This is a genomic window from Streptomyces humi, from assembly GCF_001005085.2.
GTDB lineage: Bacteria > Actinomycetota > Actinomycetes > Streptomycetales > Streptomycetaceae > Streptomyces > Streptomyces humi.
The window spans coordinates 1-2,723 of record NZ_LBMU02000191.1 but is presented as its reverse complement, the minus strand read 5'-3'; the positions used below and the strand labels follow the sequence as shown (position 1 = coordinate 2,723).

Annotated in this window: 1 protein-coding gene and 1 pseudogene; both read left to right on the top strand. The window is 67.4% G+C overall.

Annotated features, from left to right (window positions below):
* Window positions 1-1,627, top strand: a pseudogene (locus AAW13_RS46300) (hypothetical protein); the annotation flags it as partial.
* The gene (locus AAW13_RS43830; protein ID WP_046734840.1) at window positions 1,617-2,612 is read left to right on the top strand and encodes a CHAT domain-containing protein; all 996 of its coding nucleotides are present in this window, start codon (window positions 1,617-1,619) and stop codon (window positions 2,610-2,612) included. The pseudogene AAW13_RS46300 and the gene AAW13_RS43830, both read left to right, overlap by 11 nt.
* Window positions 2,613-2,723 lie beyond the last annotated feature (111 nt).

The following is a 2,723-nucleotide window of genomic DNA, read 5'->3' as shown; positions in this document are numbered from 1 at the left end:
GGTCAACGGCCCCAACGGCCCCGCATTCCTCTCCGACTTCGCCGCATCCCTCAACAACCTCGCCGTTCAACAAAGCAACGCCGAAGACCAGCAGGCCGCACTCACCTCCATCACCGAAGCCGTCACCCACTACCGCGCCCTGGTCAACGGCCCCAACGGCCGCGCCCACCTTCCCAACCTCGCCAGCTCCCTCAACAACCTCGCCAACCAACAGAGCAACACTGGAGACCAGCAGGCCGCACTCACCTCCATCACCGAAGCCGTCACCCACTACCGCGCCCTGGTCAACGGCCCCAACGGCCCCGCATTCCTCTCCGACTTCGCCGCATCCCTCAACAACCTCGCCAACCAACAGAGCAACGCCGGAGACCCGCAGGCCGCACTCACCTCCATCACCGAAGCCGTCACCCACTACCGCGCCCTGGTCAACGGCCCCAACGGAGCCGCATTCCTCCCCAGCCTCGCGGGCACCCTCAACAACCTCGCCAACCAACAGAGCACCACCGAAGACTGGGGAGGCAGCCTTCTCACTTTCGACGAGGTGATCTCAGGATTCGCTGCCGGCCCCCAAGCAGAACTCCTCGTCTCCCGAGCTCACTGGCAAATCACGCGCAACAAATACAACGAGGCAACCACAGATCTCATCTCCGCCGCTCGTCAAGCCGACGAAACCACCGACCCGAAATGGGCCGGACGCGCCCGCCGCGCGGTCCGCCATCTCGCTGACGATCTCAAGCGAGATCCTGCCGCCCAGGCTTTCCTCTGCGAAGTGACAGCTTCCCTGCCTGCCTGGGTCGTCGAACCTCTCCCAGACGAGTTCGTCGAACTCATCAACCGCTGGCTGGCCACTCGAAGCTGGCCCGAACGAGAGAATCTGTTGAGGCGGGAATATCCCGTCCTCATCCATGCGGACGGACAAGCGGCTCTCGACCTCGCGCGCGTCCTGTATCCCGAGGCGACTGCGCTCAACGAACTCTCCGCCCTCCTCACCGCTGCCTCAGAGCACGGCCTCGACCAAGTAGTGACTGAAGGACGGTCCTTCCACACTGCCGCCGACCTGCTGATTGAATGGCTCGCCACCCGCACGTGGCCCGAAGATCTCGAGTTCCTCCGCGACCACCCACAGCTCACCTCCGATCCCCTCATCCCGGAGTTGCTGTCCGCCAACCCCCAGGACCCGAACGCGCTCCAGCACCTGGGCATCCTGTTTCTCACTCAACTGCTCACGATTCCTGACGTCTACGACGCCGTGATCGACCCCACAACAGCGGTAGACACGGCTATGAGCTTCGTGGAGAAAGGCCGACCGGAGGGCCTGTTCCCGCTCGTGTTCGCTGCCCCCGCGCTTACCCGCATGCAGTTCGTGACGCCCTACCTCATCGCCGTGCAGCAACTGTTCGCGGCAACAGACAACGACGAGAAGTGGGAAGGAGGCCTGAGCCCGAGCGAACTCATCGCCAAAGCCGCCCAAGAAGGGTCCGAAGTCCAGCGCGGCGCGGGCGCCGGCCGTCTTCGCTCCCTTGCACGGCACCGCCCCGAACACGCTCCGATACTGCTCCACCTCGCCGACGCCCTCGCCGCACCCTTGCAGGCCAACTCGGCAGAAGCAACCACCGATGCCGGATGACCCTCCCGGTCACGACACCGACGCCCCGGATCTGACGGCCGCGGAGATGGCCCACCTCGCCAATCTCGGCGCGTGCGTCCGCTCCGCCCCCGGATACCGGGCCGTACAGGAGGCGCTGGACGCCGCCCTGGCCGCGGCGTCCCGGCACCGGCAGGACGGCGTGGGCTGGGCCGCGATCACCCGCGCTCTCGGAGTTCCCGAGGCGGAGCTCCGGCATCGTATGGAGGAGACCACGGGCAAGGCACACGAGCGGCCACGTCCTCCCGCAGCACCGCGCAGCATCGGCACCAAGCCGGTTCACAACCTCCCGCCGGTCACCGCCACGACCATGTCCCTGAACCAGCTCTTCTCCGACTCTCGCGCCGCCCTGGCCCCGCAGCACGCCACGTTATCGCCGCGTCTCCCCGCTCATGACGCCCTCGCCCCCCTCGGTGTCGCCGGCCGCGTGCTGTTTCTCTCCGGCGACCCGCGACCTGGGCGCAACGACTTCGGGTCCGAAGCCGCCTGTATCCGCCAGTCCCTGGTCGGCAGCCTGGTCCGGGTGCGGGAGATGGCGGCGGTCGGGCTGCCGGAGATCTGTCCGGCACTGGACGAGCACACCCCCGCGATCCTCCACATCGCGGCGCACAGTTCCTTCGGCGGCATTCACCTCACCCAGGACGGAGGTGGCCTCTGCAACACCCATGCGGACCTGTCCGCGCAGATAGCCCGCGCCCGCTTCCCACCCCGTCTGGTCGTCCTGAACCTCTGCGACTCGGCCCTGCTGGCCGCTCATTTGTCGAAGACGATTGCCACCGCCATCGGTTGGGACCACACTCTCGACGATCGTCAGGCCCAGGTCTTCACGCGGCAGTTCTACCGCTCCCTCAGCGGCCGGCGATCCGTCGGTGACAGTTGTGAGGACGCGGAGGCCGCGCTGTCCGGCCCGCACCCGGAGTGCCCGCCGCCCGAGTCTCACGGTGACACGGGGAGTTCGGTTCTCTGAGCGGGGCGCGGGCCGGAGGTCAGCGGTGGGTCGTGGCTGTCGGTCTTGGCTCTGTGCCCTCCGCTCGGAGGGAGGCTCGGTCGGGGGTCGGGCTGGGGGTGGGGGTGGGGG